The 24,422-nt window shown below is 62.3% G+C and carries 20 protein-coding genes, 1 tRNA gene, 2 pseudogenes and 1 riboswitch; of the genes and pseudogenes, 7 read left to right on the top strand and 16 right to left on the bottom strand.

What is annotated here, in order from left to right:
* Nucleotides 1–9 precede the first annotated feature (9 nt).
* A complete protein-coding gene (locus PYR71_RS02545) occupies nt 10–423 on the top strand; it encodes a tellurite resistance TerB family protein (RefSeq protein WP_183914349.1) in 414 nt (137 codons plus the stop codon).
* On the opposite strand, the gene PYR71_RS02550 is transcribed toward PYR71_RS02545, so the two are convergent.
* Complete coding sequence (locus PYR71_RS02550) at nt 424–1,287, bottom strand: transporter substrate-binding domain-containing protein (protein ID WP_275618104.1); 864 nt, start codon at nt 1,285–1,287, stop codon at nt 424–426. It abuts the gene before it with no gap.
* Nucleotides 1,288–1,643: 356 nt separating this feature from the next.
* On the opposite strand from PYR71_RS02550, the gene PYR71_RS02555 reads away from it, so the two are divergent.
* Nucleotides 1,644–3,650 (top strand): methyl-accepting chemotaxis protein, encoded by a 2,007-nt coding sequence (locus PYR71_RS02555; protein WP_275618105.1) that lies wholly within the window; start codon nt 1,644–1,646, stop codon nt 3,648–3,650.
* A 358-nt stretch (nt 3,651–4,008) separates the two neighbouring features.
* On the opposite strand, the pseudogene PYR71_RS02560 reads toward PYR71_RS02555, so the two are convergent.
* Nucleotides 4,009–4,391, bottom strand: a pseudogene (locus PYR71_RS02560) (VOC family protein).
* 359 nt (nt 4,392–4,750) lie between these two features.
* Here PYR71_RS02560 and PYR71_RS02565 point away from each other — a divergent pair.
* Nucleotides 4,751–5,032, top strand: a complete 282-nt coding sequence (locus tag PYR71_RS02565; RefSeq protein ID WP_275618106.1) for a hypothetical protein — start codon at nt 4,751–4,753, stop codon at nt 5,030–5,032.
* Between the two features lie 23 nt (nt 5,033–5,055).
* Here the strand turns inward: PYR71_RS02565 and PYR71_RS02570 are convergent.
* Together PYR71_RS02570 and PYR71_RS02575 are read right to left on the bottom strand one after the other, a co-directional pair.
* Nucleotides 5,056–5,129, bottom strand: a tRNA-Gly gene (locus PYR71_RS02570).
* 58 nt (nt 5,130–5,187) lie between these two features.
* Nucleotides 5,188–6,282, bottom strand: a complete 1,095-nt coding sequence (locus PYR71_RS02575) for a 2'-deoxycytidine 5'-triphosphate deaminase (RefSeq protein WP_183914341.1) — start codon at nt 6,280–6,282, stop codon at nt 5,188–5,190.
* 72 nt (nt 6,283–6,354) lie between these two features.
* A riboswitch (SAM riboswitch) is annotated at nt 6,355–6,433 on the top strand.
* A 44-nt stretch (nt 6,434–6,477) separates the two neighbouring features.
* Between PYR71_RS02575 and PYR71_RS02580 the strand changes: the two genes are divergently transcribed.
* Both PYR71_RS02580 and apaG read left to right on the top strand, forming a co-directional pair.
* Nucleotides 6,478–7,662 (top strand): O-succinylhomoserine sulfhydrylase, encoded by a 1,185-nt coding sequence (locus PYR71_RS02580; protein WP_275618107.1) that lies wholly within the window; start codon nt 6,478–6,480, stop codon nt 7,660–7,662.
* Nucleotides 7,663–7,884: 222 nt separating this feature from the next.
* Nucleotides 7,885–8,277 carry a Co2+/Mg2+ efflux protein ApaG gene (apaG, locus tag PYR71_RS02585; RefSeq protein WP_011423893.1) on the top strand — a complete coding sequence of 131 codons (393 nt, stop codon included), beginning with the start codon at nt 7,885–7,887 and terminating at the stop codon, nt 8,275–8,277.
* Between the two features lie 470 nt (nt 8,278–8,747).
* On the opposite strand, the gene PYR71_RS02590 is transcribed toward apaG, so the two are convergent.
* From PYR71_RS02590 to PYR71_RS02605, 4 genes are all read right to left on the bottom strand, one after another.
* Nucleotides 8,748–9,260, bottom strand: a complete 513-nt coding sequence (locus tag PYR71_RS02590; RefSeq protein ID WP_275618108.1) for a hypothetical protein — start codon at nt 9,258–9,260, stop codon at nt 8,748–8,750.
* Nucleotides 9,261–9,375: 115 nt separating this feature from the next.
* Nucleotides 9,376–10,368, bottom strand: a complete 993-nt coding sequence (locus tag PYR71_RS02595) for an Hsp33 family molecular chaperone (protein ID WP_275618109.1) — start codon at nt 10,366–10,368, stop codon at nt 9,376–9,378.
* A gap of 88 nt (nt 10,369–10,456) precedes the next feature.
* On the bottom strand, nt 10,457–11,371 hold the full coding sequence (gene argF, locus PYR71_RS02600; RefSeq protein ID WP_039617741.1) for an ornithine carbamoyltransferase: 915 nt from the start codon (nt 11,369–11,371) through the stop codon (nt 10,457–10,459).
* Between the two features lie 37 nt (nt 11,372–11,408).
* The gene (locus tag PYR71_RS02605; protein WP_275618110.1) at nt 11,409–12,608 is read right to left on the bottom strand and encodes an aspartate aminotransferase family protein; all 1,200 of its coding nucleotides are present in this window, start codon (nt 12,606–12,608) and stop codon (nt 11,409–11,411) included.
* Between the two features lie 424 nt (nt 12,609–13,032).
* On the opposite strand from PYR71_RS02605, the gene PYR71_RS02610 reads away from it, so the two are divergent.
* The gene (locus PYR71_RS02610) at nt 13,033–13,566 is read left to right on the top strand and encodes a GcrA family cell cycle regulator (protein ID WP_275618111.1); all 534 of its coding nucleotides are present in this window, start codon (nt 13,033–13,035) and stop codon (nt 13,564–13,566) included.
* A 478-nt stretch (nt 13,567–14,044) separates the two neighbouring features.
* Here PYR71_RS02610 and phoB read toward each other — a convergent pair whose 3' ends face one another.
* The 7 genes from phoB to phoR form a co-directional block, all read right to left on the bottom strand.
* Nucleotides 14,045–14,728 (bottom strand): phosphate regulon transcriptional regulator PhoB, encoded by a 684-nt coding sequence (phoB, locus tag PYR71_RS02615; protein ID WP_004672768.1) that lies wholly within the window; start codon nt 14,726–14,728, stop codon nt 14,045–14,047.
* A gap of 131 nt (nt 14,729–14,859) precedes the next feature.
* Nucleotides 14,860–15,573, bottom strand: a complete 714-nt coding sequence (gene phoU, locus PYR71_RS02620; RefSeq protein ID WP_004672769.1) for a phosphate signaling complex protein PhoU — start codon at nt 15,571–15,573, stop codon at nt 14,860–14,862.
* 44 nt (nt 15,574–15,617) lie between these two features.
* Nucleotides 15,618–16,433: a phosphate ABC transporter ATP-binding protein PstB gene (pstB, locus tag PYR71_RS02625; protein ID WP_183914331.1), complete on the bottom strand. Its 816-nt coding sequence runs from the start codon at nt 16,431–16,433 to the stop codon at nt 15,618–15,620.
* 15 nt (nt 16,434–16,448) lie between these two features.
* On the bottom strand, nt 16,449–17,771 hold the full coding sequence (gene pstA / locus PYR71_RS02630; protein ID WP_275618112.1) for a phosphate ABC transporter permease PstA: 1,323 nt from the start codon (nt 17,769–17,771) through the stop codon (nt 16,449–16,451).
* Complete coding sequence (pstC, locus tag PYR71_RS02635) at nt 17,768–19,249, bottom strand: phosphate ABC transporter permease subunit PstC (RefSeq protein ID WP_275618113.1); 1,482 nt, start codon at nt 19,247–19,249, stop codon at nt 17,768–17,770. Before pstC ends, pstA begins: the two co-directional genes overlap by 4 nt.
* Before the next feature lie 167 nt (nt 19,250–19,416).
* Nucleotides 19,417–20,451, bottom strand: coding sequence for a substrate-binding domain-containing protein (locus PYR71_RS02640; protein WP_275618114.1), 1,035 nt, complete (start codon nt 20,449–20,451; stop codon nt 19,417–19,419).
* A 331-nt stretch (nt 20,452–20,782) separates the two neighbouring features.
* Nucleotides 20,783–22,003 carry a phosphate regulon sensor histidine kinase PhoR gene (gene phoR, locus PYR71_RS02645; RefSeq protein ID WP_275618115.1) on the bottom strand — a complete coding sequence of 407 codons (1,221 nt, stop codon included), beginning with the start codon at nt 22,001–22,003 and terminating at the stop codon, nt 20,783–20,785.
* A 243-nt stretch (nt 22,004–22,246) separates the two neighbouring features.
* On the opposite strand from phoR, the pseudogene ppk2 reads away from it, so the two are divergent.
* Nucleotides 22,247–23,126, top strand: a pseudogene (gene ppk2 / locus PYR71_RS02650) (polyphosphate kinase 2).
* A 76-nt stretch (nt 23,127–23,202) separates the two neighbouring features.
* On the opposite strand, the gene PYR71_RS02655 reads toward ppk2, so the two are convergent.
* The gene (locus PYR71_RS02655; RefSeq protein WP_275618116.1) at nt 23,203–24,402 is read right to left on the bottom strand and encodes a regulator; all 1,200 of its coding nucleotides are present in this window, start codon (nt 24,400–24,402) and stop codon (nt 23,203–23,205) included.
* Nucleotides 24,403–24,422: the final 20 nt, after the last annotated feature.

The raw sequence follows: 24,422 nt of genomic DNA on the forward strand, positions 1-24,422 counted from the left end.
GAATCAGAGATGAACAAGCCGCTTTCCGCCCATGATGCCCTCATCTACGTGATGGTGATGGCATCCGCCGTCGACAGCACGATGAACGACCGGGAGATGACGAGGATTGGCCAACTCATCGGATTCCTGCCGGTTTTCAAGGATTTCGATGACGAAAAGCTGATTTCGATTGCGCGCGACTGCGCCTCGCTGCTGGCAGGGCCTGAAGGCCTCGACGTCGTTCTCGAAACCGTGCGCGACACGCTGCCGGCAAAACTCTACGACACGGCCTATGCGCTCGCCGTCGAAGTGGCTTCCGCCGACCTTTCGGTTAAGGCCGAGGAATTGCGGCTGCTCAGCCTGCTACGCGACCGCCTCGGCCTCGACAAGCTCACCTGCGCGGCGATCGAGCGCAGCGCCATTGCCCGTTTCCGCAAGGGCTGATCAGTAAAGCCCGTAGGGGAAATAGCGCAGATAGATTTCCTGCAGACGGCCGTTGCGTGACAGCGTGGCAAGCGCGTGATCGATGGCTGACGTCAGCACGCTGTCCTTCTGCCGCAGCATGATCGTCATGCCCTCGCCGAGGAAATGTTCGGACAGATAGGGACCGTCGAACAGAGCGCAGCATTTCTCCGCGGCCGGCGAAGAGACCCAGAAGGAAAGCTGCAGCGCGTCGGCAAAGCCAGCGTCGACCTTGCGCTCTTTCAGCGCGGCAAGCAGAGCGTCCTTGGTGTCGAAGGGCTCAGCCTTCAGCGCCGGGAAAAATGCGGCGAGCATCGCCTCGTGCACCGTGCCCCTGACGACACCGACCGGCCGGCCGGCAAGGGCGGCGGCCGTCTTGCCGTCGATCGGTGCTGCGAGATTGCGCACGAAGCGCGCCGGCAGCATCAGATAAGGCCGGGAGAAGACGAACTGCCGGCGCAGCTCGGGGGTCACAGCAAGGCCGGCGATGACGGCATCGCCCTGCGAGGCGGCAAGCGCATCCTTGAGGTCGACGAAAGGAATCGACTGGATCTGGCACTTGTCGGATATTTCCAGCTCGCTGCAGATTTCGCGGGCGAGATCGACGTTGAAGCCGGAAAGCTTGCCGTTCTGATCGGTGAAATTGAAGGGCGGAAAATCGACCGACGTCAGGAAGCGCAGGCGCACCAGCGAGGAGAGATCGGGTCTCGCCAAACGTTCTCGCGCATCGAAGAGCAGCGGCAGCGAGGGCGCTGCCTGCTGAGCGGAGGCAAGGCTTGAAAAGAGCAACAGCCCGAACGCGAAAAGTCCCGTCAGCGTCAGGGATGCCAGCTTGGATTCGGTCATCGTGATCCGGTCTCGGGTTCAGCGCGAAGCGTTGCGGGGGTGAAGAGATGTAACAGAGTCACGCCCGGTGGGGAATATGCGTGTATCCGACGCCGGAACGCCCACCTCGCCCTCCGAGGCCCCTGCGGAGCATTCAGGATCGGGCTCTCCTGGTTTCCGGCGCAAGCTTCTCCTTCAAAATTATGGGCGTTCTCCACACCCGCGTTAGGGCGGAATTAAAGAATAGCGCCTTTATTTATGGCGACGTCATCGGACCCCGCCGGCCGATCGCATGATGCACGCGTCAGCGCTTTGTTTGTAACAATTGATTTCGAAGCGCCGGTGCGGCACGCCCGGCCAATCGGGTGACATTTCCCATGTTAAAGCATCTGAAAATCCGCACGAAAATCATATCGGTCGTGGCGCTCCTGGGGCTGATCACGATGGCCGGGCTGATCTATGTCATCGCCGAGTTTCGCCGTGCGGACGCCGCCTACAGTGCCTTCATCGATCATGAGGCGCTGGCCTCGATGCAGAGCGCACGTGCCAGCGCTTCCGTGGTGGCCTCGGTGCTGCAGGTCAGCCTACTGGCCGAGATGAAGCCCGATACGCCGGCCTTCCAGACGGCGCTCGCCACACCGAGCAAGCTGCCGCAGGCCCGTGACCGGATGAAGGCGGCGCTGGCGCTGATGCCCGGCCGCAAACAGGCTATCGACGAGATCCAGGCGGGCATCGATGAAATCGAAGCCCTGGCCGGCAAGATCACCGAACAGAGCAAAGCCAGGGACAGCGCCGGCGCGCAGGCAAATGTCGCCCTGATCAACGCCAAGCTCGATGCGCTGGCACCGAAGATGATTGCCAACGATGATGCGATAATGGCGCTGCTCAACGACGGCGGCGACGCGCTCTCGGCTTCCGTCAACGGCCGGATCACCTTCTGTCTCGTCCTGATCGGCATTGCCGTTCTCGCCGCGATCGGCGTCGGCATTATTGTGGCGCAGTCCGGCATTTCAAGCCCGATGACGCAGCTGCGACTGCGCATGAAGCGGCTTGCCGAGGGCGATACCGACAGCGAGATCGGCGGTCTCGATCGCAGCGACGAAGTGGGCCAGATGGCGCAAGCCGTATCGATCTTCCGCGACAACGCCATCGAGCGCCGTCAGATCGAGGCTCGCGCGGAGGCAGAGCGCAGCGTCAGCGACGGCGAGCGCCGCGAACGCGAGGCGCAGAAGGCGCGCGAAGCGTCCGAACTCGACCGCGCCGTCACAGCTCTCGGCGACGGCCTGCGCCGCCTTGCCGCCGGCGATCTCGCCTCGCATATCGACGAGCCCTTCGTCGCCCACCTCGACGCGCTGCGCCAGGATTTCAACCATTCGGTCGAGAAGCTCAACGACACCCTGCAGGCGGTCGGTGCCAATGCGCGGGCAATCGGCGCCGGCGCCAACGAGATCCGGTCTTCCGCCGACGAGCTTTCCCGGCGGACGGAACAGCAGTCGGCCTCGGTCGAAGAAACCGCAGCGGCACTGGAAGAGATCACCACGACGGTGCGCGACGCCGCAAAGCGCGCCGAGGAGGCGAGCCAGCTCGTCACCCGCACCCGGCTCGGCGCCGAAAAATCCGGCGAGATCGTCCGCAAGGCCGTCTCCGCCATGCAGCAGATCGAACAGTCCTCGGTCGAGATCGGCAACATCATCGGCGTCATCGATGACATCGCCTTCCAGACCAATCTGCTGGCTTTGAATGCCGGCGTCGAGGCAGCCCGCGCCGGCGAAGCCGGCAAGGGCTTTGCCGTCGTGGCGCAGGAGGTGCGCGAGCTCGCCCAGCGTTCGGCCAGAGCGGCCAAGGAAATCAAGGACCTGATCACCAATTCCGGCACGCATGTGCAGACCGGTGTGTCGCTGGTCGGCGAGACCGGCAAGGCGCTCGATGCGATCGTCACCGAAGTGCAGGAAATCAACCAGCACGTCCACGCTATTGCCGAAGCCTCGCGCGAGCAGTCGATCGGGTTGCAGGAGATCAACACCGCCGTCAACACCATGGATCAGGGCACGCAGCAGAATGCGGCGATGGTCGAGCAGTCGACCGCCGCCAGCCACAGCCTCGCCACGGAGGCGACAGCGCTCAACAATCTGCTCGGCCAGTTCCGGCTGACCGGCACCGGCAGCTTCGCCGCCGCCGCCCCGATCGCCTCCACCCGGCCGCCGGCCGCGGCCCCGCGCGCGCCCGCGCGCCCGGTGGCCAAGGCCCCGCCAATCCGCGTCGCCCGGGAGGGCACCGCCCGCCCGACCACCTCACCGGCCCGCGCCCTCGGCCAGACCCTCGCCAACGCCTTCGGCGGCGGCAGCGCGCCGAAAAGCCAGGATGGTGATTGGACGGAGTTCTGAAGCGCGGCTGTCCGGTTCGCGCCCTGTGATTTGCCCCTCATCCTCGAGGAGGACTTGCTTGCGAGCGGTGGGCGAGGAACTGAGAGGCAGCCACAAGTCTCTTCTCCCCTCGGGGAGAAGGTGCCGGCGGCGGATGAGGGGGCTACCCAGACTTCCCTCTCGTAAAGGTCTATCCCACCACGCCGACCGCAGCGCCCTGTACAAAGACCGGCTTCGCCGGCTCCCTCATCCGCCCTGCGGGCACCAGCCTGGGCGAGCCACGGGTCTCGCCCGTCCATCGGACCCCCGCTGGGGAGAAGAGGGAATCGAGAGGCTGCGGCTGTTCCCCCGTGCCGCCTTTACCGGGTTCCTGTCTACTCTAATCCGGCCGCCAGCCCACCTCGACGAGGATATTCCCCGGCGCCGTGCAGTAGAACAGCCAGCCGCCGCGCATGGCGGCTGGCGGACCGGAGAGCGCCGCGCCGGCGGCAGCAAGTCCGGCATGGACAGTATCGACATCAGCCCTTTCAGGCAGGATGAAGCCGATATGATAGGTTTGGCGGCCTATCTCCACCTGGTCGGCGGTGCCGAATTTGGCGATGGCGTAGCTCAAGACGATTTCGAGGCCGGAATCGTCCTCCAGGATCACAAGGCGCCGTTGTTGCCGCGCATATCCTTCAGCGTCAGGCCGAAATGGCGGATGAAGAAATCCGCCGTCTCAGCAATATCGGGTACGTGAAAATCGAGATGGTTCAGGCGCATGACAGTCTCCGTTCAAAAAAATCCCGGGACTACCGTTTGCCGTCTCCGCACGCCGCCGGGATCCCGCATTTCCATGCGGATCACGTCGCGGGTTCTCGCGCCCTGGGGCACGGAGCAGAGCTTCGTCAGAGCGCTTGGCGCTCCGGCGGGAGGGATCGGTCTTACCTCAACCGATCCTGCCTTTTTCGACAATGCCGATCTAGCAGACGGCGCCGGTTTCGACAATGAAGACGCTGATACGATGACGGCGCTCCAGGCGATGCTTCGCGATGGCGTGAAGGCGGAGATAGCGTTTCATCTGGCAAGCACGATGCAATCAGGAGTAAGATCGCCGCTTCGGCGCATCGGAAGGGATGGACATGAAACCCGCACTCCTCGGCCTCATCGGCACCCTCGTTCTTGCCGGGTGCAATAGCGTTTCCTACCATGGCGGCCCCGGCCTCGAGCCGATCCCGGGCAGCATCACCTATAACGGCCAGCCGCGCAGCAAGCTCACCAAATCACCACCCGGCTCCAGCTTCCCGCATGATTTCATCGACCAGTATGGCCGGCAGGTGGAAGAAACCTACATTATCCAGCCCGACCGAAGCCTGATCATCGCCCACCGGCGATACAAGCCGATCCGGTTTTTCGGGGATTAGTTGGGCGTCGCCGGAAGGATAAGTGGAGCGGGTGAAGGGAATCGAACCCTCGTATTCAGCTTGGGAAGCTGCTGCTCTACCATTGAGCTACACCCGCGATGCGCTGAGATTTCCAACAGATGGGGGCCGCTGTCAAGTCGGCTGAGCGCCGCCCGTCAGATGCGGAAGTGTTTCGAGAGTTTCAGGCCCTGTGCCTGGTAGTTGGAGCCGAGGCCGGAGCCGTAGAGGCTGGCGGGTTTTTCCTGCATGTGCTCGTAGACCAGGCGGCCGACGATCTGACCGTCTTCGAGGATGAAGGGCACTTCGTGGCTGCGCACTTCGAGCACGGCGCGGCTGCCGCGCCCGCCGGCCGGCGCATGGCCGAAGCCCGGATCGAAGAAGCCTGCATAGTGGACGCGGAATTCGCCGACCAGCGGATCGAAGGGGGTCATCTCGGCGGCATAATCCGGCGGCACATGCACGGCTTCACGCGAGACGAGAATATAGAACTCGTCGGGATCGAGGATCAGCTCATTGCGGCCGCGGCTATAGAGCGGCTCCCAGAAATCGAAGATGTCGTGCTGATCCTTCTCGTCGACATCGACGACGGCGGTGTGGTGCTTGCCGCGATAGCCGATCAGGCCGTCCTTATCGCCGCTGAGATCGATCGACAGCGCGATGCCGCCGCCCGAGACGTTCGGCTGCTTGCTGGCGACGAGCGTCTCGCTTTCATGCAGCTTCAAGAGTTCCGGCTCGCCGAGCAAGGACTGGCCGACGCGGAAGCGGATCTGCGACAGGCGCGAGCCGCGGCGGACGACGATCGGGAAGGTGCGCGGGCTGATTTCGAGATAGAGCGGGCCGGAATAACCTGGTGGGATCTTGTCAAATTCCTGGGCGTAATCGGTGATGACGCGGGTGAAAATATCGAGCCTGCCGGTCGAGCTTTTCGGATTGGCCGAGGCCGACATCTCGGCCGGCAGCGCCAAGCTTTCCATCAACGGCACGATGTAGACGCAGCCGGTTTCGAGCACCGCGCCTTGAGACAGGTCGATCACGTGCAGGCTGAGGCGATCGAGCTTGTCGGCCACCAGATGCGAGGGACCGGGCATGAAGGAGGCGCGCACGCGAAAGGCCTTGGACCCCAAGCGCAGGTCCAGGCTTGCCGGCTGGATCTGATCGCGGTCCAGCTCCCGCTCGGAGTTCAGACGCCCCGTTTCAAACAGCGCTGCGATCGCGCGGTCCGCCAGAATTCCAGTTTCGCGAGCCATCATGCCCCATCCATCTTTTGCGCCGACAAAACCAAATACGGGGAATTGACGCAAGCAGCTAACAGCAGTATTGCAGAATTATCCCGTGGTGATTTGGCCGGTCGGCTTGCAGCCACGTTAAACAAGTGGCTAAAAAGACCGGGTTATGAAACCGGTCTGCTTTTGCGGCCGGTTTTTTTGTTATGTGAAGGTGATGGCATGAGCAAGACCTGGCGCCCGGCAACCCAACTCGTCCATGGCGGCACGCTGCGTTCGCAATATGGCGAAACGTCCGAGGCAATCTATCTCACGCAGGGCTTTGTCTACGACACGTCGGAGGCGGCCGAAGCCCGCTTCAAGGGCGAGACCGATGGCTATATCTACGCCCGCTACGGCAGCCCGACCAACGACATGTTCGAAAAGCGCATGTGCATGCTCGAAGGCGCGGAAGACGCTCGCGCCACCGCGTCCGGCATGGCGGCCGTCAGCGCCGCGATCCTCTGCCAGGTCAAGGCCGGCGACCATATCGTTGCCGCGCGCGCCCTCTTCGGCTCCTGCCGCTGGGTCGTGGAAACGCTGGCGCCGAAATACGGCATCGAATGCACGCTGGTCGACGGCCGCGACCTCAGGAACTGGGAAAAGGCGATCCGGCCGAATACCAAGGTGTTCTTCCTGGAAAGCCCGACCAACCCGACGCTCGAGGTCGTGGATATCGCCGGTGTGTCAGAACTCGCCAACCAAGTCGGCGCCAAGGTCGTCGTCGACAACGTCTTCGCCACGCCGCTCTTCCAGAAGCCGTTGGAACTCGGCGCCCATATCGTCGTCTATTCCGCCACCAAGCATATCGACGGCCAAGGCCGCTGCCTCGGCGGCGTCGTGCTGGCCGACAAGGCATGGATCGACGAGAACCTGCACGACTATTTTCGTCATACCGGCCCGGCCATGTCGCCGTTCAATGCCTGGACGCTGCTGAAGGGTATCGAGACGCTGCCGCTGCGCGTGCGCCAGCAGACTGAGAATGCGGCGAAGATCGCCGATTTCCTGGCGGAGCAAGGCAAGGTCGCCAAGGTGATCTATCCCGGCCGCAAGGATCACCCGCAGGCCGACATCATCGCCAGGCAGATGACCGGCGGCTCGACGCTTGTGGCCTTCGAGCTGAAGGGCGGCAAGGAGGCGGCCTTCGCGCTGCAGAACGCGCTCGATATCATCAAGATCTCCAACAATCTCGGCGACAGCAAGAGCCTGATCACCCATCCGGCGACGACGACCCACAAGAACCTGACCGAAGAAGCCCGCGCCGAACTCGGCATCTCGCCGGGCACGGTTCGCCTTTCGGCCGGCATCGAGGATACCGACGACCTGATCGAGGACTTCGCAAAGGCGCTTGCCAAGGTTTCGGCCTGATCGACTGGAATAGCGGCCGGACTTCATCTGGAGCCGGCCGCCGATCCGCTGGAACAAGTTCACCCGCGTCGGCGTTGCGAAGTAAAATTAACGCTGTCAATTAGGCTTAACGATCGAAAACCGTTCGATCATGACCATTTGACCGCTGATCAACGTTCCGTTTCTTGACGGAAAGGGCCTCTTATAAGATACGGGTAACATATCTTGACTATGGTGCAAGGCATGTATCGCGCCCTCACAAGAGATATCGAAGTCGTCGTCGAACCATTCTATCTGGAGGAGCAATCCGATCCGGAAGACGATCGCTACGTCTGGGGTTACCGGATCGTCATCAGCAACAATTCCGGCGTTGCCGTTCGTCTGGTCAATCGCTACTGGAACATCACCGACCAGAACGGCCAGGTGGACGAGGTGACCGGCCCCGGCGTCGTCGGTGAACAGCCGCGGCTCAGCCCCGGCGACACCTACGAATATTCGTCCGGCTGCCCGCTCGACACTCCCTCGGGGCTGATGTTTGGCCATTACCAGATGGAAACGGACGAAGGCGAGTTGTTCGACGTCGACATCCCCGCCTTCTCGCTGGATTCGCCGGGGCTGTTGCGCGTACTCAACTGAGCGCGCAGGTTCGCGGTCGCTTCGTCAGTGCGAACACGAACGCTGTGCTTGCCGCATGGGTCCTCGGGTCAAGCCCGAGGACGACGGAGGGTGGGGACAACGACCGGCAAGAGGCGAGAGGTCGGGAGCAAATTCATCAAAAGTGTGCAGCGAATTTGATTGGAAGTGTTTGCTTACGTGCTTCTCACGCAAGACCGCGCGCATTTGCTGGAATTCCCAGCGATCCCGCCTCTTGCCGCTCGTTTCCCCTACTCTCCGTCGTCCTCGGGCTTGACCCGAGGACCCATACGGCAAGCACTGCTCGTGGATGCGGCCGGTGCAGCATTCCAGTCAGTACCAACATGGACGCCCGCAGTCGTGGATCCTCGGGCTTGCCCAGTCATCAATCTACTAGTCTAAAGGTCAAAAGGATCCGAGGCCTGGCTACCTGGCTTTGCTTGGAAAGGATCCTTAGGTTGCGACGGCGCTGGCTATTTTGCGACCGCATCGTTGACCGCCTGTTGGCAGGGGAGCAACTCATCCGCTGCCCTCTCGGAGTCTTTCAGACCGAGGGCAGCAATCTGCTTTCCTCTAAAGCTGGCGCGGAAACTCAGTTTGCCAGAGAACTCCTCAATCAATCCGGTATCGTCGGAATCGATCCATAATGATTTGAGGCCATCGAGATCCAGACCTCTCGCATCAGCCGTCCATTGAGACTGGTCCAACGACAGTTCGATGTGATAATGCTTGCCTTTCTCCAGGGATTTCCAGTTTGGATTTCCGAGCAGAATGTACAGAGGTTTGTCCTTTTTTCGGAAATTGAAGCCGAGACGAAAAATGGTGTCGTCATCAAAGGAAGTCAGAACAAAACAGCCATTGTCTAAAGTCGGGTCGACAGCCACGATCCAGCCCCCGACCTCTTTCCATTGGATTGCCTTATCATCAGCCAAGCCAATTCGTGGCATCGCCGCCACGAGTGCGAGTACGAGATAAAAAAAGCGCATGAAGTCCCCACCCCGAACCAGTTGGAGAATAGGTGCACTGACTACGCAAAGTCGAGTCACCGTGCTGCATCATCGCTAATCTTTTGTTGTTCGCTGTGCGTGTCCTCAACCGAGCCTATTCCGCCGGCTGAAGCTCGGCCGCTTCGAAGCGGTAGGTGGTCGAGCAGAATTCGCAGGTGACGGCGATTTCGCCGTTTTCCTGGCTTTCCTCGATCTCCTCGGCCGAAAAGCCCTTCAGCACGCCCTTGATCTTGTCGCGCGAACAGCTGCAGCGATCGAAGACGGCGCGCGGTTCGTAGACGCGCACGCCGCGCTCGTGGAACAGCCGGAACAAGAGCCGCTCGGTGCCGACAAGCGGGTCGGTCAACTCGTCGGCATCGATGGTCTCGACCAGCGAGCGGGCTTCGACCCAGGCATCGTCCTCGCCATGCGGGCGGTCGCCGTCATCGCCGTCGCCGCCGTGGAGATCGGGCTGGCGCATGCGCTCCGGCGCTTCCGGCAGAAACTGGGCGACGAGGCCGCCGGCCCGCCAGCGATGGCGCGGCTTACCGGCATCGTCGCGATCGAAGAGTTCGGCCGCGGCCAGGCGCACGCGCGTCGGGATCTGTTCCGACTGGCGGAAATAGACGCCCGCGATTTCCTCGAGCGAGGTGCCGTCGAGCGCGACAATGCCCTGATAGGGCTGGGCGAACTTGCCCTGATCGATGGTGAAGGCGAGCACGCCCTTGCCGAGCAATTGCTCCGGCTCGGTTTCGCCGGCTTCAACCGCCTTGGCAAGCAGCGCCTGATCGAAACGGGCATAGGCGCGGACATTTTCCGGCGTCGAGAAATCGGCGACGAGAAGATCGACTGGGCCATCGCCCTTGGTCTGCACGGTGAACTTGCCGTCGAATTTCAGCGAGGTGCCGAGCAGCACGGTCAGCACGACGACTTCGGCAAGAAGCCGGGCGACGGGCGCGGGATAATGGTGGCGCTCGAGGATCGCATCGAGCATCGGGCCGAGCTGGACGGCGCGGCCGCGCACATCCAGACCCTCCACCTGAAAGGGGACGACATGGTCATCGCCGGCGAAATCGAACTGGCCGAGGGCGGCTGCAGCTTCTGCCATGGCTTTCACTCCTAGTTTCAAGCGATGAGCAAGGGTGCCCTTCGCTCGCGCGGCCGCGCGTTGTTCGCGCGCGGCGTCCGATTATGGTTCAGATCGCGCCCAGGCACCAAGCAAGAATCGACTTCTGCGCGTGAAGACGGTTTTCCGCTTCATCGAAGACCACGGATTGCGGGCCGTCGATCACCTCATCCGTCACTTCCTCGCCGCGATGGGCAGGCAGGCAATGCATGAACAATGCATCGCTGCCGGCCTTGGCCATCAAGGCCGCATTGACCTGATAAGGCTGAAAGACGTTGTGACCCCGGGCCCGATGTTCCTGATTCATGGAGACCCAGGTATCGGTCACCACGCAATCGACGCCTTCGACCGCACGGTCGGCATCATGGCAGAGCATGATTTCGGCGCCCTCATTGCGGGCCCAGTTCAGATAGTGATCCTTGGGCTCCGAACCAAGGGGTACGGCCATGTTCATGCGGTAGCCGAAACGCGCGGCCCCCTCGACCAGCGAATGCAGCACATTGTTGCCGTCGCCGGTCCAGGCGATGGTCTTGCCCTTGATCGGGCCGCGATGCTCTTCGAAGGTCATGATGTCGGCCATGATCTGGCAGGGATGGGTATCATCCGTCAGCGCGTTGATCACGGGCACCGTCGCATGCTCGGCAAGCTCCAGCAGGCGCGAGTGCTCGGTGGTGCGGATCATGATCGCATCGACATAACGCGACAGCACCTTGGCGGTGTCGCCGATCGTCTCGGCTCGGCCGAGCTGCATTTCGGTGCCTGACAAAAACAGCGTTTCGCCGCCGAGCTGGCGCATGCCGACGTCGAAGGAGACGCGGGTGCGCGTCGACGGCTTCTCGAAGATCATCGCCAGCATCTTGCCGGCGAGCGGCTTGTCGCCCTGGCCGGCCTTGAAGGCCTGCTTACGGGAAAGCGCATCGTTCATGATGGTTCTGAGGTCGGCCGATGTGACGGCCGAAAGATCGAGGAAATGTTTAGGAGCCATGTTCTTACCTGTCGTGCGCCCGAGGGCGGCAATCCCTTCAAGCCGTCTTCTTGACCTTGGAGGCGCGGATGCTCTCGGCGGCGCGTTCGAGGCGGGCGAGACCCTCGCGGGCTTCCTCGGCGGTGACGACGAGCGGCGGAAGAAGGCGGATGACGTTGTCGCCGGCCGGCACGCCGAGCAGATGCGCGGCGCGGATCGCCTGCAGCAGTTCGGCCGAGGGGACGGCCGCCTTGACGCCGAGCAGCAGGCCTTCGCCTCGGATATCCTCGATCACATCGGGATAACGGTCCTTCAGCGAGGCCAGCCCCTGACGGAAGACCAGCGCGACGTCGCGCACATGTTCAAGGAAGCCGTCGGCGAGAATGACATCGAGCACGGCGCTGCCGACGGCCATGGCCAGCGGATTGCCGCCATAGGTCGAACCATGGGTGCCGACCTTCATGCCGGAAGCGGCCTCAGCGGTCGCAAGGCAGGCGCCGAGCGGGAAGCCGCCGCCGATGCCCTTGGCGACAGCCATGATATCGGGCGTGATGCCGGACCATTCATGGGCGAAGAGCTTGCCGGTGCGGCCGACGCCGGTCTGGACCTCGTCGAGGATCAGCAGCAGGCCGTTTTCGTCGCAGATCCGGCGAAGCGCCTTCATGAATTCGCTGGTGGCGGGGCGCACGCCGCCCTCGCCCTGCACCGGCTCGATCAGGATTGCCGCCGTCGCATCGGTAATGGCGGCGCGCACAGCCTCGATGTCGCCGAACGGCACCTGATCGAAACCCGGAGCCTTGGGGCCGAAACCTTCGAGATATTTCTCCTGACCGCCGGCGGCGATCGTCGCAAGCGTGCGCCCATGGAAGGCGCCTTCGAAGGTGATGATATGGAAGCGCTCGGGATGGCCCTTGGAAAACTGATAGCGGCGCGCCGTCTTGATCGCGCATTCAAGCGCCTCGGCACCGGAATTGGTGAAGAACACCTTGTCGGCGAAAGTGGCGTCCGTCAGCCGTTTGGCCAGCCGCTCCTGGCCGGGGATCTCATAGATGTTGGAGAGGTGCCAGACCTTGTCGGCCTGCTCCTTCAGCGCCGCGACCACATGCGGATTGCCGTGGCCGACGGAGGTGACGGCGACGCCGGCGCCGAAATCGAGATAACGCTCGCCGCCTTCGGTGATCAGCCACACGCCCTCGCCTCGCTCGAACCGCAGCGGGGCACGAGAATAGGTGTCATAAAGCGGCGCGGCTTCGGCCATGGCGCGGGTCTCCCGATCAGCGTTGTCAAGTACGGACTCCGGCTAAGAAAACCAGGCCCGAAAAATCAAAAATGCCGCCTTTCGGCGGCGATCGGTACTATTTCCTTTTCGCGCTGCAATGTCAACAAAACTGCGGCCTTAGCGGATGCAGCAAGCTTGCACAGCGGCATTTTCAGCCTTCAACAGGCATTATTGCAGAAATGACACGCAGGGGCAGCAAGTTGGGGAAAACTACGAATTCGATTCATCCGGATTCCCGCGACTCTTGTCACGGAGTCAGCCTCACACTAGGTTAAAGTTCAATTACTAGACTGCATGCGGCGGAACTAGTCACCAAAATTGATCAAGCGTTTCTTGTTTCGGAGGCTTCCGGGACAACGGTGAGGGATTCTGCCATCACCAACGCAAAAGGTGGAGACAGGGCATGAACTGGACAGACGAGCGGGTCGAGAAACTCAAGAAGCTGTGGTCCGAAGGGCTCAGCGCCAGCCAGATCGCGGCGCAGCTCGGCGGTGTCAGCCGAAACGCCGTTATCGGCAAGGTACACCGGCTGAGCCTGCCGGGCCGCGCCAAGGCCGGCGGCACGGCGACGGCGGCGCGCACGCCGAAGCGCCAGACATCGGCGCCGCGCGCGCCGAACTACGCCTCCCGAATTACCACCCGCACCGTTACCCGCCAGCAGGGCGCAACGATGCTGAAGGAAGAGATCGAGATCGAAACGATCGAGGAAATGGAATATGTTCCGAAGGGCAATGTGGTTGTGCCGATCTCGCGCCGCCTCGGCCTGACGGAACTGACCGAACGCACCTGCAAATGGCCGGTCGGCGATCCGCTGAAGGAGGATTTCCACTTCTGCGGCTGCGAATCCCCCGACAATTCGCCTTATTGCAGCTATCATCAGAAGCTCGCCTATCAGCCGGTCAATGAACGGCGCCGGGCGGCAGCGCGGGTCAGCTGAGCGAGCGGACCAGTCATGGAAATGCGAAACGGGCCCGCGCGGCCCGTTTTTTTGTGGAGCGACGGAGCTGTGGCGTTAGGTGCTGATACGGCAAAGAGCGCAAACCCGTCCAGATCTTAGATCAATTCCAGGAAACGCCTGAAGCGGTTTTTTCAAGGACTCCATTAGAGGACTCTTGTTTCCATGAAAGGCTGAATCGCTCTAGCTTAGTTGCTCCAGACGTCTCGCTTCTTGCCGGTCGTCCTCCCCAAACTCCGTCATCCCAGGGCTTGCTCCTGGGATCCACAACCAAGCACGCGGCTTCAATTGTTTGTCTGCAGTTGGATGCCATGGCCGCGCGGTTCCAGCAGCATGGATCAGGGTCAAGCCCTGGGATGACGGAGGAGAAGTGGTGCCGAACACGCATAGGCTGCGCTGGCGCATTGCGAGTGGAAAGGCTGCACCGGTGGGAACGCCGACCACACACACTTCCTGCGCCTCACGCTTCCATCGAATAGCCGGCGCCGCGCACGGTGCGGATGACGTCCTGCATGTTGGAGAAATTCAGCGCCTTCCGCAGGCGGCCGACATGGACGTCGACGGTGCGTTCGTCGACATAGATATCGTGGCCCCAGACGCCGTCGAGCAATTGCGAGCGGGAGAAGACGCGGCCCGGCGACGACATCAGGAATTCCAGCAGGCGAAATTCGGTCGGACCGAGGCGGACCTCGCGGCTCTTACGATGGACGCGGTGGGTTTCGCGGTCGAGCTCGATATCGCCGCATTTCAGCACCGAGGACAGCACCTCGGGGCGGGCGCGGCGCAGCATCGCCTTGACGCGGGCGACGAGCTCGGGGGTTGAGAACGGTTTGACGACGTAATCGTCGGCGCCGGTGGAAAGCCCGCGGACACGCTCGCTCTCCTCGCCGCGCGCCGTCAGCATGATGATCGGCAGACGCTCGGTTTCCGGCCGCATGCGCAGGCGCCGGCAAAGTTCGATGCCGGAGACGCCGGGCAGCATCCAGTCGAGGATGAGCAGGTCGGGCGTGCGCTCCTGAAGCCTGATTTCGGCCTCGTCGCCGCGCAGGATGGTATCGACCTCGAAGCCTTCCGCTTCGAGATTATAGCGAAGGAGCACGCTGAGGGCCTCTTCGTCTTCAACAACTGCAACTCTCGGGATCATGCGTGTTCGTCTCCTCGCGCATGATCCTTAAATCCGGAGTGATTTAAGCCAGGATCCCGCGCAAAATCAGAAATTGGCTGCGACCTCTTTGCGCGCCCCGAACGGGCACGCACGCAATGGGCTCGACACGGTTATTCCGTGGCGGCACCGACGGTGTTGGCACTGTCATCCTTCGGACGATCGCCTTCCGGCTGGGCTCCCGTCGCCATGTAGTAGATCGTTTCGGCAATATTGGTGGCATGGTCGCCGATGCGCTCGATGTTCTTGGCGCAGAACAGAAGATGCGTGCAGCTCGTGATGTTGCGCGGATCCTCCATCATATAGGTCAGGAGCTCGCGGAACAGCGACGTGTACATCGCGTCGATCTCGTTGTCGCGCTCGCGGATGGCGGTCGCCTTGTCGGCGGCGCGCGTCGTATAGACGTCGAGCACTTCCTTGAGCTGGACGAGCGCCAGCTCGGACAGGTGCTCGAGGCCGCGGGCGAGCTTGCGCGGAACGCCGGTGCTCTGCACGGCGATGACGCGCTTGGCGGTGTTCTTGCCGAGGTCGCCGACACGTTCGAGATCGGCGGCGATGCGGATCGAACCCATGATTTCGCGCAGGTCCGCGGCCATCGGCTGACGGCGGGCGATGGTGACGATCGCCTTGTCACCGATTTCGCGTTCGGTGTGATCGAGGATCACATCGTCAGAGATGACCTTCTGCGCCAGCGCCGTGTCGCCGTTGACCAGGGCGCGAACGGATTCGGCGACCATCTGCTCGGCCAGGCCGCCCATTTCGGAAATTCGCCTGGAGAGGAACTTCAGATCATCATCATAGGCAGAATAAATATGTGTCGATGCCATGGGGCTTTGTCCTCGAATAACGGGAAGGCTTCGGATTGCCGCAATCAGCCGAAGCGACCCATGATGTAGTCCTGGGTGCGCGGATCGTCCGGGTTGGTGAACATCTTGTCGGTATCGTTCTCCTCGACGAGGTTGCCGAGGTGGAACATGGCGGTGCGCTGCGACACGCGCGCGGCCTGCTGCATGGAGTGGGTGACGATGACGATCGTGTAGTTTTCGCGCAGCTCATGAATCAGTTCCTCGACCTTGGCGGTGGCGATCGGGTCGAGCGCAGAGCAGGGTTCGTCCATCAGGATGACCTCGGGGCTGACGGCGACGGCGCGGGCAATGCACAGGCGCTGCTGCTGACCGCCGGAGAGGCCGGTGCCGGATTCATGCAAGCGGTCCTTGACCTCGTTCCAGAGGCCGGCGCGCTGCAGGCTGCTCTCGACAATCTGGTCAAGGTCGGCCTTCGACTTGGCCAGGCCATGGATGCGCGGGCCATAGGAGACGTTTTCATAGATCGTCTTCGGAAACGGGTTCGGCTTCTGGAAGACCATGCCGACGCGGGCGCGAAGCTCGACGACGTCGATGTCGGGATCATAGATATCGTCGCCGTCGAGGGTGATCTTGCCGGCGACGCGGCAGCCGTCGATCGTGTCGTTCATGCGGTTGAGGCTTCGCAGGAAGGTCGACTTGCCGCAGCCCGAGGGGCCGATCAGGGCGGTTACGGTGTTTTCGCGGATGTTCAGGTTCACATCGAAAAGCGCGCGCTTCTCGCCGTAGAAAACCGAGACATCCTGGCCGATCATCTTATACGGGACGTTGCTCATCTTCTGATCCAGCGCCTTTTCAACTGCAGCTTCCGTCAACATGTTCATAATGTTTAACTCCGTTTACCAGCGGCGCTCGAAGCGACGACGCAAGAGGATGGCGCCCATGTTCATGACAATCAGGAACAGGAGCAGGACGATGATGGCACCCGAAGTACGCTCCACGAAGGCACGTTCGGCCTCGTTCGCCCACATATAGACCTGCACGGGCAAGGCCGTCGAGGGCTCGAGCGGTGTCGCTGGCGCATTGGCGACGAAGGCGACCATGCCGATCAAGAGCAGCGGCGCGGTTTCGCCGAGCGCATGCGCCAGGCCGATGATCGTGCCGGTGAGGATGCCGGGCATGGCAAGTGGCAGGACGTGGTGGAACACCATCTGCATCTTCGAGGCGCCGAGACCGAGGGCTGCAGCGCGGATCGACGGCGGCACGGCGCGCAGCGCCGCGCGGGTGGCGATGATGATCGTCGGCAGGGTCATCAGCGTCAGCACCAGGCCGCCGACCAGCGAAGCCGAACGCGGCAGACCGATGAAGTTGATGAAGACGGAAAGGCCGAGCAGACCATAGACGATCGAGGGAACGGCGGCGAGGTTGTTGATGTTGACCTCGATCAGGTCTGTCAGCTTGTTCTTCGGCGCGAACTCCTCGAGATAGATCGAGGCGGCAACGCCGATTGGCAGGGAAAGCGCCAGCACGATCAGCATCAGGTAGAGCGAGCCGATGAGAGCGACGCCGAGGCCTGCCGCCTCAGGACGGCTGGAATTGCCGTTGACGAACAGGCCGGTGTTGAACTGCTTGTGGAGAGCGCCGCTCGCCTTCAGCTGGTTCATCCAGGTCACCTGCTTGTCGTTGACCTTGCGGTTCTTCTCATCGACGGAGAGATCGATCTGGCCCTTGTTGGCGCTGTCGATATTGGCGTCGGCGAGCAGCGATACATTGACCGTCTTGCCGATCAGCGAGGGATCGGCGACGACCATATCGCGCAGCTGGATCGGCGCGCCCTTGGAGAGCATGGCGGTCGCCTCGCGCACATCAGGCTTGCTCGACGCATTGATGTTCAGCTGCTTGACGATCGCCTCGCGCAGCAGAACCGGGTAATTGGCGGCAACCAGCACCGAAGGATCAGTCGCACGCTTGTTGTTCGGGTCGATCGTCTTCTCAGTGAATTCGATCGGCAGGGTGATCGCCGTCTGCTGAAAGGCCGTGTAGCCCTTGCCGATCACCGTCCAGAGCAGGATGAACAGGAAGACGAGACCGAAGGTGATAGCGGCGATGCCATAGGCCTGGAACCGGCGCTCGGCGGCGTAGCGGCGCTTGATGCCGATATCGCGGCGGGCAGGCGCCTTGGAGATGGTGACGCCTGATGTGGGAGAAACAATATCCGTCATTCGTACTGCTCCCGGTATTTGCGCACGATGTAGAGCGCGTAGATATTGAGGCAAAGCGTGATGCAGAACAGGGTGATGCCGAGGGCAAAGGCAACCAGCGTCTGCGGCGAGGTGAACTCAAGGTCGCCTGTCAGCTGGTTGACGATCTTGACGGTCACCGTCGTCATCGGCTCGAAAGGATTGATCTGGATGCGGGCGGCGACACCGGCGGCAAGCACGACGATCATGGTCTCGCCGATGGCGCGCGAGGCGGTCATCAGCAGTGCGCCGACGATGCCCGGAAGAGCCGCCGGCAAGACCACCTTCTTGATGGTTTCGGAGCGGGTGGCGCCGAGACCGAGGGAACCGTCACGCAGCGCCCGCGGCACGGCCGTAATGATGTCGTCCGACAGCGAGGACACGTAGGGGATCAGCATGATGCCCATGACGATGCCGGCCGTCAGAACGCTCTGCGCCTGGATGAAGTTGCTGTAAGTGCCGGACAGAAGGCCGCTGATCTGAGCGGAGAAATCGCGCAGGAAGGGACCGACGGTGACGAGCGCGAAGAAGCCGTAGACGATTGTCGGAATGCCGGCCAGCACTTCGAGAAGCGGCTTGGCGACCCCGCGCAGCTTCGGCGAGGCGTATTCGGCCATGTAGATGGCGGCAAAGAGCCCAACCGGTACGGCGACCAGCATGGCGACCAGGCCGATATAGAGCGTGCCGAGCAGCAGCGGGATCAGGCCGAACTGGCCGAAGGAGGAGCTGCCGGCGCCGGCAAAGCGCGGATCCCAGACAGTGCCGAAGAAGAATTCGCCGGCGGGAACGACGGCAAAGAAGCGCGTGGCTTCCGACAGCATCGACAGCACGATGCCGACCGTCGTCAGGATGGCGATCGAGGAGGCAAGCAGCAGCGCCCAGAGCATGACTCGCTCGACGCGGTTGCGGGCGCGGAAGCGGGGCGCGATGGCGCGCAGCGCATAGAAGGCGCCGGCGACGGCCAGAACGAACACGATCGCGGTCATGGCCATGCGGCTCGTCAGGCTCATAGCGTTGAGCGTCTTGGCGGCCTCGACCATATAAGGCTGCGGCTGGCCGGCGAGCGGCACGCCCTTCTCGCTGAGCTTGGCCTGCAGCGCGGCCGTATCGTTTGCGACCGCGGCGACTTCGTCAGGAGTCAGCATCGTCAGGCCGCGGGCGACCGTCGCCACCATCGAATAGCTCAGATCCTGCTCGACCGCGGCCTGGGCCTTGACGTCGTCGGGGAAAGCACCGCGAACGGAAGACTGGATGATGCCGGGGCTGACGGAGAGCCAGATACAGAGAACGATGAGGGCTGGAAGAACGGCCCAGATCGCCGCATAGGCGCCGTAATAGGCCGGCCGTGAATGCAGTGCGGAGGATCTGCCCCCGGCAAGTGCTGAGGCACGGCTGCGCGCCACGAGATAGGCGGCGGCGCCGATCACCACAAGGCACAGAAGTATGACGGATGTGCTCATTCGTTACGTCCCCAGGCCCATGGCCCCCAAAAAGCCGGCGGCTTCATCAGCCTGCCTTCGGCTTCCAATCATGGAGAAGAAATTCAACCCTGCACCGGACATGCCGGCACGCAGGAGCATTAGCAAGGCCGGCGCGGGCTCAGAGAGCACCGCGCCGGGCAACGTTATTACATGGACTTGCCGGCTTCGACGTCCTTGCGGATGGCGTCGCGCTCGGCATCCGGAGCGGCAACGAGGCCGTACTCGGCCAGCGGGCCGTCGGGGCCGATCATCTGGTCGGATACGAAGAAGTTGACATATTCCTTCAGGCCCGGAACAGCGCCGAGATGTGCCTTCTTGACGTAGAAGAACAGCGGGCGGGAAACCGGGTACGTGCCGTTGGCGATGGTTTCGGTGGACGGAACGATGCCGTTCACGCTGGCGACCTTGAGCTTGTCGGCGTTGTTTTCATAGAAGGAAAGGCCGAATACGCCGACGCCGGTCTTGTTGGCGGCGATGCGTGCGAGGGTTTCCGGATAGTCGCCGTCGATGTCGACTGCAGCGCCGTCCTTGCGGACTCCGACGCAAGCCTTGCCTTGAGCAGCCTTGTCGGAGATTTCCTTGGCGATGACGTCGAGGGCGCCGGAAGCCTTGCAGCCGGCGGCGAGGACGTTCTGTTCGAAGACTTCGCGCGTGCCGTGCTTTTCACCCGGGATATAGGCGGCGATATCAACAGCCGGGAGCTTCGGGTTGACTTCCGACCACTTCTTGTAGGGGTTGGCGACGAGCTTGCCGTCGACGACAACCTGGGCAGCGAGGGCCTTGTAGATGTCGGCCGGAACGTAGGCGACATCGGGGTTGCCGGAGTCGGTTGCGAAGACGATGCCGTCATAACCGATCTTGACTTCCTGGATGTCGGTTACGCCGGCAGCCTTGCAGGCTTCGGCTTCGTTCTTGTTGATCGGGCGCGAAGCGTTGGCGATGTCGATGGTGTCTTCGCCAACGCCCTTGCAGAATTCCTTCAGGCCAGCGCCCGTGCCACCGGATTCGACGACCGGTGTCTTGAAGTTGGTGAAGGTCTCGCCGAAGGATTCGGCAACGATCTTGGCGTAAGGCAGGACGGTGGACGAACCAGCGATCTGGATCTGGTCGCGAGCGACGGCTGCGCCAGCGAAAGCAACAGTTGCAGCGAGCGCGGCAACGGTGAGCTTGAAGGTGTTCATTAAAAATTCTCCCGCATTGGGCTTGTGTGAGTGCGGCCTAAAGAGGCCCCCGCAGTGCCATTTTTCATCGGCGGGACTCTCTTAGCGCTGTAAGCACCGTCCTTTTATGTCAAATCCGTGAAACATTTGTGACAGACTAAGTATTTGTTATCTAATGAAAATTTTCACATGGCTGACTGAGCACGTCATTGAGTCATAGGCTCTAATTTTCAATCTACCTTCCGTTGCAAAATCCGCACACATCGCCCACGGTGAAATCGGCTGGCTCTCTGAGGTCCCCTCTCCCCGTAGGACGGGGAGAGGGTTTGAGTGAGGGGGCAAATCTCTGTCGTCAGAACCGCACCGTAAAATCGGTGCCCCTGCCGACTTCGGATTTCACGATCAGCCGCGCCCGGTGGCGGGTGAGGATGTGTTTGACGATGGCAAGGCCGAGGCCGGTGCCCTTTTTCGAGCGGCTGTCCTCGATGCTGACGCGGTAGAAGCGTTCCGTCAGACGCGGCACATGCTCGGCAGGGATGCCCGGTCCCTTGTCAATGATGCTGACCTCGACGGGCCCGCCGGCGCCATTCGTCAGCCGGACGTCGACGACCTTGCCTTCCTGGCCGTATTTGCAGGCATTTTCCATCAGGTTCTCGAAGACCTGAACAAGCTCGTCGCGGTCTCCCAGCACCTCGACCTTGCCGTCGGGCAGATGCAGGTTGATATCGACGCCGACGTCTCTGGCCAGCGGCACCAGCGAGTCGCGGACATGGCCGAGCAGCGGCACCAGATCGACTTTCTCATCTGGCGCGATATGCGATTTTAGCTCCAGGCGGGAGAGCGACAAGAGATCGTCGACCAGCCGGCTCATGCGGGTGGCCTGATCAAGCATGATGCTCAGGAACTGCGCCTGCGCCTTCTGATCGTTCTTCGCCGGCCCCTGAATGGTTTCGATGAAGCCGCGCAGCGAGGCAAGCGGCGTGCGCAGTTCGTGGCTGGCATTGGCGACGAAATCCGACCGCATGCGGTCAATGCGCCGGACCTCCGATATGTCGCGGAAGGACAGGATGAAAAACCGCTCCGGCTCCCCGTCGGCGCTGAATTCGATAGGCGCGCTGCGGATGATATAGACGCGCTCGGACGGCAGCCGCTCGGCATGCTCGATCTGGTTCGGCGCATTGGTGGAGATGGTTTCGCGCACCATGTCGAGCACGCCGGGCGAGCGCAGCCGGGCCGATATATGGGCGCCGAGCGCCACTTCGCCGAAGGCCTTTTCGGCGGCGCGGTTCTGGAAGAGCACCGATGCATCGTCCGACAGCACCATGACGGGAATGTCGAGCCCGGCAAGGGTGGCGGAAATGTCGGGCAGGCGGCTCGGCGGCGCTTCCGGCTTCGTCTCCTCCGGCTCGGCCGGCTCCGGCTTGAGCACCGGCGCCTCGTTGAACAGCGCGGTCAAGCTCATCACGAGCAGGAGAACAAGCACGACCCACTTGTTCATACCGGCGGCGAGAGCGATGAGGGCGCTGAGGATTGCCGCAAGCAGCACCGGCCGTTCGCGCCGGATGCGCGCCAACAGGCTTTTTCTCCACGGGATTTCGTCTTGCAAGTGGGCCTCGCGGCGTCGATTCGTTTTTCTTAATATTGGAACTCTGCCTGATAGCGGCAATTCATGACAGAAGTTTTCGGCTGGCGCGCCCGAAGCGAAAGACCGCAGCGCAAGCCTTGAGAAATATTGCCGGCGGCCCGTGAAAGATTTGATTTTCAATGGCAAATATGTTCGCCTGCAGCAAGGTGGCCACCAGCGCAGGAGGAGCATATGAGGGAGGATCTCGAAAGCAGGGCCGTGGAGCTCGATATCCGTGGCAAGAAGCGCGTCTTCGACGTCGATGATCCGGTTCTGCCGGACTGGGTGGAGGAACATGCGCTGGAATCCGGCGCGTTTCCCTACAGGAAGAAACTCAATGAGGAGGACTATCTGGAGCAGCTGGAAAAACTCCAGGTGGAACTCGTCAAGGTGCAGTTCTGGCTGCAGGCGACCGGCAAACGGGTGATGGCGCTGTTCGAGGGGCGGGACGCGGCCGGCAAGGGCGGCGCGATCTCGGCTTCCTCGGCGCATATGAACCCACGCCTTGCGCGCGTCGTCGCACTCGCCAAGCCGACCGAACGCGAGCAGGGACAATGGTATTTCCAGCGTTATGTCGCGCAGTTCCCGACGGCGGGCGAGTTCGTGCTGTTCGACCGCCTGGTACAACCGTGCCGGCGTCGAACCGGTCATGGGCTTCTGCACGCCGCAGCAATATGAAGGTTTCCTCAACCAGGCGCCGCAGCTCGAAAAGATCATCGCCCACGAGGGCATCTTTTTCTTCAAATTCTATCTCGATATCGGCCGGGAGATGCAGCTCAAGCGGTTCCACGACCGCAGGCACGATCCGCTGAAGGTCTGGAAGCTTTCGTCGATGGACATCGCGGCGCTGGCGAAATGGGGCGATTACAGCGAAAAGCGCGATCGGATGCTGAAGGAAACCCATACGGATTTCGCGCCGTGGACCGTCATCCGCGCCAACGACAAACGGCGTGCGCGTCTGCAGCTCATCCGTCACATGCTGAACAGGATGGACTATGAGGGCAAGGACAAAACGGCGCTCGGCGAGGTCGACGAAGAGATCATCGGCTCCGGCCCCGGGTTCCTGAAATAGGTCGCCTGCCGCCTGGCTGCATAATTGGCGAACAGCGCCGTGCGCCTCTTCAGACGCGGCGCTGTAAAAAAGCCGGTCACTGCCCCGGCAGGATGCGGATGGCGAAGAGGTTGATGCCGCGCGCCTTGCCGTCGAGATCGCTGTTGATCGTCAGCGTGCCCGGCGAATTCGGGGCGAGCGAGCGGTCGAACTTCACCTGCAGCAGCGCATCCGACTTTTCGCGGGTGACGCTGAAGCGATGGCGCGCGCAATTGCCGAGCGATTGGAAATTGCATTCGACCGTCACCTGCGTCGGCTCGTCGGTGGTCGATTGCAGCGTCAGCGCGATGGTCGAGGATTTGCCGGCAAGCTGCTGCAGCACCGAGGCCGGGACGCTGACGGAGATATTGCCGTCAGCCGCGCCGCTTTCGGAAATCAGGCGCACGGCGGGGCCGTCGTTCTCGGTGATGTTTTCGGTGCGGGCCCGTGGGCCGCTCTTGATCTTGTCGGCCTCCTCAGGCTTGAACACCGGGATCCAGTCGGCCGAAAAACTGTTCTGCGGATCGATGGTGACCGGCTGATCGGTGTGGGTGGCGGTATTGCCGGCGTTGTCGTCATTGCCGGTGAAATCCTCCGGCTGGGTGCTCGCCGGCGGATTGGCGACGCTGGTGTCGCGCTCGGCCGCCGTCAAAAGCAGGCCCGACGTATAGGCCCACCAGGCGCCGATGCCGATGAAGGCCAAGAGCACGCACCAGACGAGAAGCCGGGAAAAGAACTTGCGCGGCTTGCGACGGCCCGCCGCCCGCTCCGGGCGGAAATCCATGCTGGTCGCACGTTCGCCGCGGGTCAGCCGCTCCTCGCCGGCCGGGGCGGCTGCGAGATGATCGGCATTACCGGCATGGACGTTGTCGAGGCTCGACTCGTCGCTGCGGTGTATGACCACCTCGGGAGAGCGGGCCTCACCCGCGGCCACCGGACTGTCGATCAGGCTGCCGATATCGGTCACCTCGCCCCGATGAACCGGCGGCGCCGGCATTTCGACGACCGGCGGCACCGGTACCTCGGGCGGCCGTTGGCGGGGGTGGAGCCGGTGGCGCTCTTCGCCTTCGATGGCATGAATGGTGGTTTCCAGGCGGTGGCGGTGGTGGGCGACGGCGTCGGCATCGGTAATATCCTGCTTGCGCAGGCCCGCTTCCAGCGCCTGGCGGGCCGACTGGTAGATCCTCGCTCGAACTTCCGGATTGTCGCGATCGGCATTTTCGAGCGCTGTTCTGATGGCCGTTTCTAATCCGCTCACGTCACGTCCTTCACCTTGAA

This window comes from Rhizobium mulingense, assembly GCF_029194105.1.
Lineage (GTDB): Bacteria > Pseudomonadota > Alphaproteobacteria > Rhizobiales > Rhizobiaceae > Rhizobium > Rhizobium mulingense.